At 74.6% G+C, this 7,199-nt stretch carries 8 protein-coding genes; 4 read left to right on the top strand and 4 right to left on the bottom strand.

Annotated elements, in window-relative coordinates:
- Positions 1-86: 86 nt before the first annotated feature.
- Positions 87-1,238, top strand: coding sequence for an acyl-CoA dehydrogenase family protein (locus tag AC0CYZ_RS00385; RefSeq protein WP_472210908.1), 1,152 nt, complete (start codon positions 87-89; stop codon positions 1,236-1,238).
- Positions 1,239-1,373: 135 nt separating this feature from the next.
- Here the strand turns inward: AC0CYZ_RS00385 and AC0CYZ_RS00380 are convergent, their stop codons facing one another.
- The 3 genes from AC0CYZ_RS00380 to AC0CYZ_RS00370 are packed head-to-tail and all read right to left on the bottom strand — an operon-like array spanning position 1,374 to position 3,210.
- A complete protein-coding gene (locus AC0CYZ_RS00380) occupies positions 1,374-1,895 on the bottom strand; it encodes a DUF4188 domain-containing protein (protein ID WP_472210905.1) in 522 nt (173 codons plus the stop codon).
- Entirely contained in the window at positions 1,892-2,236 is a 345-nt protein-coding gene (locus AC0CYZ_RS00375; protein WP_472210902.1) for a DUF2834 domain-containing protein, read from the bottom strand. The genes AC0CYZ_RS00380 and AC0CYZ_RS00375 overlap by 4 nt, the downstream gene beginning before the upstream one ends.
- Before the next feature lie 11 nt (positions 2,237-2,247).
- Positions 2,248-3,210: a hypothetical protein gene (locus AC0CYZ_RS00370; protein WP_472210899.1), complete on the bottom strand. Its 963-nt coding sequence runs from the start codon at positions 3,208-3,210 to the stop codon at positions 2,248-2,250.
- Positions 3,211-3,294: 84 nt separating this feature from the next.
- On the opposite strand from AC0CYZ_RS00370, the gene AC0CYZ_RS00365 reads away from it, so the two are divergent.
- Together AC0CYZ_RS00365 and AC0CYZ_RS00360 are read left to right on the top strand one after the other, a co-directional pair.
- Entirely contained in the window at positions 3,295-3,945 is a 651-nt protein-coding gene (locus AC0CYZ_RS00365; protein ID WP_472210897.1) for a MerR family transcriptional regulator, read from the top strand.
- Positions 3,946-3,955: 10 nt separating this feature from the next.
- Complete coding sequence (locus AC0CYZ_RS00360; RefSeq protein ID WP_472210894.1) at positions 3,956-4,867, top strand: TIGR03620 family F420-dependent LLM class oxidoreductase; 912 nt, start codon at positions 3,956-3,958, stop codon at positions 4,865-4,867.
- Between the two features lie 32 nt (positions 4,868-4,899).
- Here AC0CYZ_RS00360 and AC0CYZ_RS00355 read toward each other — a convergent pair whose 3' ends face one another.
- Complete coding sequence (locus AC0CYZ_RS00355) at positions 4,900-5,280, bottom strand: VOC family protein (RefSeq protein WP_472210891.1); 381 nt, start codon at positions 5,278-5,280, stop codon at positions 4,900-4,902.
- Positions 5,281-5,364: 84 nt separating this feature from the next.
- Between AC0CYZ_RS00355 and AC0CYZ_RS00350 the strand changes: the two genes are divergently transcribed.
- A partial coding sequence (locus AC0CYZ_RS00350; protein WP_472210888.1) for an MFS transporter occupies positions 5,365-7,199 on the top strand: 1,835 nt, incomplete at its 3' end.

Genomic DNA, 7,199 nt, shown 5'->3' with positions numbered 1-7,199 from the left:
GGCGTCGTCACCGACCTGCCCGCGAAGGCCGGCGCCACCGTCGCGCTCGACGCGCCGCTGGTCACCGTCACCCCCGCCGAAGAGGAATGATCATGCAACTGTCCGAGGAGCACGAGGCCCTCCGAGCGACCGTCGAGGACTTCGCGCAGAAGGAGGTCGCCCCCGTCATCGCGGACTACTACATCCGCGAGGAGTTCCCCTACGACCTCGTCGCCACCATGGGCGAGATGGGCCTGTTCGGCCTGCCGGTACCCGAGGAGTACGGCGGCATGGGCGGCGACTACGTCGCGCTGTGCGTCGCGCTCGAGGAGCTCGGCCGCGTCGACCAGTCGGTGGCGATCACCCTCGAGGCCGGGGTGTCGCTGGGGATCATGCCGATCGCGCGCTTCGGCTCCGACGAGCAGAAGCAGCGGTGGCTGCCCGCGCTCGCCGAGGGGAAGGCGCTCGGCGGCTTCGGGCTCACCGAGGCGGGCGGTGGCTCGGACGCCGGGGCGACGAAGACGACCGCGCAGGTCGACGGCGGGGACTGGGTCATCAACGGCTCGAAGGCGTTCATCACGAACTCGGGCACGCGCATCACCTCCCACGTCACCGTCACCGCGGTCACCAGCCGCGACGAGTCGACGGGCAAGCGGGAGATCAGTGCGATCCTGGTGCCCTCCGGCACCCCCGGGTTCTCCGTGGCGCCGAGCTACTCCAAGGTCGGCTGGAACGCGTCGGACACCCACGAGCTGGCCTTCTCCGACTGCCGCGTGCCCGAGGAGAACCTGATCGGGCAGCGCGGCCGCGGCTACGCCCAGTTCCTGTCGATCCTCGACGAGGGCCGGGTCGCGATCGCCGCGCTCTCGACGGGGGCGGCGCAGGGCTGCGTCGACGAGTCGGTGCGCTACGCGCAGGAGCGGCAGGCGTTCGGCGCCGCGATCGGGACCTACCAGGCGATCCAGTTCAAGATCGCCGAGATGGAGACCCGCGCGGTGACCGCCCGGCTGGCCTGGCAGCACGCGGCCGAGAAGATGGCGGCCGGGGTGTCCTTCACGAAGGAGGCCGCCATCGCCAAGCTCGTCTCGAGCAACGCGGCCATGGACAACGCCCGCGACGCCACGCAGATCTTCGGCGGGTACGGGTTCATGAACGAGTACCCCGTGGCCCGCCACTACCGCGACTCGAAGATCCTCGAGATCGGCGAGGGCACCAGCGAGGTCCAGAAGATGCTGATCGCCCGCCGGCTCGGCCTCTGACCTCGCCCTCGAACAGTACGAACGGCCGGGTCGTCCCCCGCGAGGGTGGCGCACCGGCCGCGCGTACCGCGGGCCGGCGGCCGGTACCGGGGCCCGGCGGCCGGTCCCGGAGCGGGGGCGGCCCGGGTCCTGAGATCAGGCCGGGGCCGGCGCCTCGACCGGAGCCGTGTCGGCCTCCTCCGTGCGCGTGCCCATCCGCGACGCCGAGGTGCTCCGGCGTCGCAGCTCCTGGCTGCCCGCGGCCCCGAGCAGCCCGACGTCGGGCATCGCGCCGTAGATCGTCTCCCACTGGCCCGCCGACACCCGGTAGGTCTCGTGGAAGACCCCGACGGCGTCGCCGTGCGCCCGCGTGGCCCGGTTGAAGGCCCGCCACGCCGGGAGGTGCTCGTTGCCCGCGCTGCGGGCGTAGGCGACGAGGTGGTCGTAGGAGCGCCAGTACTGGATGTAGGTCGGGCCGCCGAACATCCACCCGCCGTAGGCCTTGAGCAGGCCCAGCTCGGGATGCGCCTCGAGCTCGCGGACCATCCGCGGCATCGCGCGGAAGACTGGCAGCCAGGCCCGGACGTCGCGCCAGCGGTTGACGTGGGTGCCGATGACCAGCACGACGAAGTCGCCCTCGATCTCGGCGCTGCGGCGGACGTAGGACGGTGCGGTCATGACGGACCTCCGGTGGTGATGGGTGCCGGGCGCCGCGAGAGCGTGACCTCGCGGCAGGCGAGGAAGAGCGGGAAGACGAACGCCACGGCGATCGCGAACGAGCCGAGGACGAGCAGCACGAGGACCCAGGGCCGCCACCCGAGCCGCCGGCCCTCCACGACCATGAGGATCGCGGCGGCGAGGCCGGTGACGAGGATGTCGACGGCGGCCGAGGAGCTCGCCGCGGTCCCGAACCAGCCGCCCAGGTAGTCCTCCCCGGCCGCGGCGGACGACAGGTTGAACCACCACGTGCCGACGAGGCCGACGGCCGAGAGCAGGACGTAGACGGGGACGAGGCGCACGGCCGGACTCCTCACACGGGGGCCGGGGCGGGCGCCTCGGCCGGGGCGACGGGGCGGGACCCGCGGGCGATCACGACGGCGGCCGCGCCCGCGGCGGCGACGACGAGGCCGGCCCCGACGGCGAGGGTGAGCGCGTCGGGCGCGAGCAGCGGCTGGGCGCGCAGGGCCTGCCACGTCAGCAGCAGGGTGAGGCCCAGCCAGGCCGCGGCGCCCACCCCGACCAGCTGGGCGCGCACGCGCTCCGAGCGCAGCACCGCCACCCGGCCGGCCAGCAGCGCGAGCCCCAGCGCGAGCAGCGGGATCGCCTGCAGCGCGTGCAGCCCGACGAAGTGGCCGATCCGCAGGTCGCCGCCCGTCGTCGACCACCCGAGCAGCGGCAGGCCGGGCCCGCCGTCCGGGACCCCGACGGCGTGGGCGCCCGCCGCGGGCATCGACCCCGTCGCCTTCGCCTGCGCGACCTGGTAGCCGGACGGGCTCGTCATGAGGAACGCGACGGCCATGCCGAGCAGCGCCACGACGAGGCCGAGCCGGACCGCCCACGCCGTCGCGGGAGGCAGCGACCGCTCGCGCAGCAGCACCACCGCGATGACGAGGTTCGCGACCCACAGCACCGCGATGGAGGTGCCCATGACGGACCAGACGGCCGTGTCGAACGGCGTCGCGACGTCGAAGTGGCTGGCGCGGCCGCGCACGACCTGCCCGACGATCGCGACCATCTCGATGACCGACGTGACCGCGACGACGGTGCCCGCCCGCGAGGCCAGTCGCTGCGCCCGGGCGCCCCGGACCAGGCTGATCATCCAGGCCAGCGTCGGGGCGTAGAGGACGAAGGAGACCGAGAACTTCAGCGGCTTCGCCCAGATCGGCTGCCCGAGCAGGGTGCGCGGGTCGACCAGGAGGCCGACGACGCACACCAGGGTCAGGAGGATCATCGCGCCGGCGAGCGCGAGGAGGGACCGGTTCCAGGACCGCACCGTGGGCCTCCAGTATGGATAGTGACGCTGTCCGATGCACGGACAGTACTACTATCCGAACGGGGATGTCGACAGGGAGGCCGGATGAGGGTCGGCGAGCTGAGCCGGCGCAGCGGCGTGAGCGTGGCGTCGATCAAGTACTACCTGCGGGAGGGTCTGCTCCCGCCGGGCGAGCGCACGAGCCCGAACCAGGCCGCCTACGACGAGGGCCACGTCCGGCGGCTGCGCATGGTGCGCGCGCTCATCGACGTCGGCGGCCTCTCGGTCGCCGCGACCCGCGACGTGCTGGCCGCGGTCGACGACCCGGACGTCCCGCTGCACGAGGCCCTGGGCCGGGCCCAGGCCACGACGACGCCGCCGCTGACCTCCGAGGACGACGACGAGGCCCGGGCCGGTGCCGACCGGGCCCTGGCCGACCTGGTGCGCGAGCGCGGCTGGCACGTGGCGCCGCACAACCCGGCCTGGAACACCGCCGTCGAGGTCCTCGCCACCTACCACCGCCTCGGCGACGACGACCTCGCCCGCCAGCTCGGGCTCTACGCGGAGGCGATGGAAGACGTCGCGCGGCGCGAGGTCGCGGCCGTCGTCGACCGCGGGGACCGGGCCCGCACGGTCGAGGGCGTCGTCGTCGGGACGGTCCTCGGCGACACCCTGCTCGCGGCCCTGCGCCGCCTCGCCCAGGAGCACTGCTCGGCCCAGCTACTCGGCCGGGCGGAGCACCCGAAGCCGGTCTAGCGTCCGGCCCATGACGAGCAGCGAGTCGCGTCCCGCCGTCGAGTTCCCCTCCCGCATCGGGGTCTGGTGGAGCAGTGACGCCTGGACGATCGGGGCCGCGTGCGAGGTCGCGCGGGACATCGAGCGGATGGGCTACGGGTCGCTCTTCTACGGCGAGGCCTACGGCAAGGAGACCCTGACGCAGGCCGGCGCGTTCCTGAACGCGACGGAGCGCCTCGTCGTCGGGACCGGCATCGCGAACATCCACGCGCGCGACCCCATCGCCGCCGAGTCCGGCGGGCGCACCCTCACCGCGCTGCACCCGGGCCGCTTCGTGCTCGGCCTCGGCATCAGCCACGCCCCGCTGGTCGAGCGCGGCCGCGGCGGCACGTACGCCAAGCCGCTCGCGACGACCCGCGACTACCTCGAGCGCATGGACGCCGTCCCCGAGCAGGTCGAGCCCGGCGTCCGGCCGGTCCGGCTGCTCGCCGCGCTCGGGCCCAAGATGATCGGGCTCTCCGGGACCGGGGCTGACGGCGCGCACCCCTACCTGGTGCTGCCGGCCCAGACCGGCGTCACCCGCGAGGCGCTGGGGCCGGACAAGTGGGTCGTCTCCGAGCAGGCCGTGGCGATCACCGGGGTGGACGGCGCGACCGAGGAGGACGCGCTGCGCCGGGCCCACGCCCACCTCGAGATCTACTCCGGGCTGCCCAACTACCGGAACTCGTGGCTGCGTCAGGGCTTCGACGAGTCCGACCTCGTCCGCGGCGGCTCCGACCGGCTGGCCCGGGCGGTCGTCGGGATCGGTGACGCGAAGGCCGCCGCCGCGAGCCTGCAGGCCCACCTCGACGCGGGCGCCGACCACGTCGTCGTCCAGGTCCTCGGCGACTCCCCGTTCGACGACCCGCGCCCGGCGCTGGAGGCCCTGGCTGCCGCCATGTGAACGATCCTGGTCGCCGGAGCGACCACTTCCGTTCACCTGGGCCGGAGGTCCTTACGGATCGGGTGGTCCGGCGGGACCTCGACGAGCACGATCGCGCGCCCGTCGGGATCGGCGATCCAGCACTCGCGCAGCCCCCACGGCTCGGTGCGGGTCTCCCGGGTCACCGTCACCCCGGCGTCGCGGAGCTCGGCCTCGGCCACCGCGACGTCGCGGACCTGCACCCACAGCGCGTCCGGCCCCACGGGCGCCGACGACGACCGCCCGGACACCTCGAGGTAGCCGGTGCCCAGGAAGTAGACGATCCCGCCGGGGAACTCGCGGGAGACCGCGAGGCCCAGGGCGCCGCCGTAGAACGCCCAGGCCGCCTCGGGGTCGCGGGGGCGGATGAGGATCCTGCTGCTGAGCACCTCCACGGGGGCGGCGCACCTCCTCGGGCGTGACGGACGGAGCCGCCGAACGCGTGCTTGGGCACCGTCGGCGGGGGCATCCTGACGTTCGTGACCGCCCGCGACCAGACCGAGAGCACGACCCGCGCCCCCGACGAGCCCGACCCCCGCCGGTGGCGTGCCCTGGTCGTCTGCCTCGTCGCGGGGTTCATGACGCTGCTCGACGTCTCGATCGTCAACGTCGCGCTGCCCTCGATGCAGCAGGGGCTCGGCGCGTCGTCGGCGGAGCTGTCCTGGGTCGTCTCCGGCTACGCGCTCACGTTCGGCCTGGTCCTGGTCGCCTCCGGCCGCCTCGGCGACGACCGCGGCCGCAAGAAGATGTTCCTGATCGCCCTGGCGCTGTTCACGCTGACGAGCGCCGTCGCGGGCCTGTCGGTGAACCCGACGATGCTCGTGGTCGCCCGCCTGCTCCAGGGCGCGGCCGGCGGGATGATGAACCCGCAGATCATCGGGGTCATCCAGCAGCTGTTCAAGGGTCGGGAGCGCGGGCGCGCCTTCGGGCTGTTCGGCGCGGCGATCGGGATCTCCACCGCGGTGGGCCCGCTCACGGGCGGGCTGCTCCTGCAGTGGGGCGGTGACCTCGAGGGCTGGCGGTACGTCTTCTACGTCAACGTGCCGATCGGCATCGTCGCGCTGGTGCTGGGGATGCGCCTGCTGCCGCGGGACAGCGCCGTGCCGAAGGGCGAGCGGCGGCCGCTGGACCTGGTCGGCGCGCTGCTGCTCGGCGCCGCCGTCGTCGCGCTGATGCTGCCGCTGGTGATGTCCGAACGGGACCCGTCCGCGGCGCCGTGGTGGCTGGTCGGGGTCGCGGTGCTGCTCGTCCTGCTCTTCGTGGCCTGGGAGCGGCGCGCGCGGCGGTCGCACGGGCACCCGCTGGTGAACTTCCGCCTGCTGCGCACCCGCAGCTACGCCCTGGGCACGACGCTGGGCCTGCTCTACTTCGCGGGGTTCACGTCGATCTTCTTCGTGCTCACGCTCTTCCTCCAGCAGGGCCGCGGGTTCACCCCCCTGCAGGCGGGTCTCGCCCTCACCCCGTTCGCGATCGGCTCCGCGGTGTCCTCCGCGGTCGGCGGCCGGCTGATCTCCCGGTTCGGCAAGCCCCTCGTGGTGTCCGGGCTTCTGGGGGTCGTGATCGGCCTCGTCGCGACCGACGTGGTCCTGCGGGCCGATCCCGCCAGCGTGGGCTGGGCGATCGCCCTCCCGCTGCTCGTCGCCGGGGTCGGCGGCGGTCTCGTCGTCGCGCCCAACCAGACGCTCGCCCTGGAGGAGGTCCCTCCCGCGGAGGGCGGCACGGCGGCCGGGGTGCTCCAGACCGGGCAGCGCGTGGGCTCGGCCGTCGGCATCTCGGCGGTCGGCGCGGTGTTCTTCGGCTCGCTGGCGGCGAGCCGCGGCGACTGGGCGTCCTCGATCAGCTCCGGGCTCCTCGTCACCGTCGGCCTCGTCGTCCTCGCCCTCGTCGTGGGCGTCGCTGACCTGGTGAGCGACCGGATCACCCGCCGACGCCGGCGCGCGCAGCCCGTGGACGAGGAGACCCCCGCCCCGGTCCCGCCCGCGGCCGACGCCGGCCCGGCGCGCGAGGGTGAGGCGCCCGACGACGCGGCGTCCGACGGCTCGGCGTCCGACGGCGCGGGGTCCGACGGCGCGACGTCCGATGGCGTGGCTCCCGACGGCGAGGCTCCCGACGGCGTGGTGCGCCGGTCGGTGCCCGCGGTCGCCGGCCGGGTGGTGCGCGCCGAGGACGGCGCGGCCGTGCCCGGGGCGGTCCTGACCCTCGTGGACGAGGCGGGGCACCAGGCCGCGCGGACCGACGGCGCCGACGACGGCAGCTACCGGCTCGAGGCCGCCGCCCCCGGGTCGTACCAGCTGGTGGCCCGCGCGCCGGGGCG

The organism is Actinomycetospora sp. (assembly GCF_055612215.1).
The sequence above is the reverse complement of the archived record's forward strand: the minus strand, read 5'-3'. Positions and strand labels throughout refer to the sequence as shown.

What these genes read in the sequence shown, in the direction of transcription:
- AC0CYZ_RS00385 (WP_472210908.1), top strand. Translation starts at nt 87, where the DNA reads ATGATCATGCAACTGTCCGAGGAGCACGAGGCCCTCCGAGCGACCGTC.
- AC0CYZ_RS00380 (WP_472210905.1), bottom strand. Translation starts at nt 1,895, where the DNA reads ATGACCGCACCGTCCTACGTCCGCCGCAGCGCCGAGATCGAGGGCGAC.
- AC0CYZ_RS00365 (WP_472210897.1), top strand. Translation starts at nt 3,295, where the DNA reads ATGAGGGTCGGCGAGCTGAGCCGGCGCAGCGGCGTGAGCGTGGCGTCG.
- AC0CYZ_RS00360 (WP_472210894.1), top strand. Translation starts at nt 3,956, where the DNA reads ATGACGAGCAGCGAGTCGCGTCCCGCCGTCGAGTTCCCCTCCCGCATC.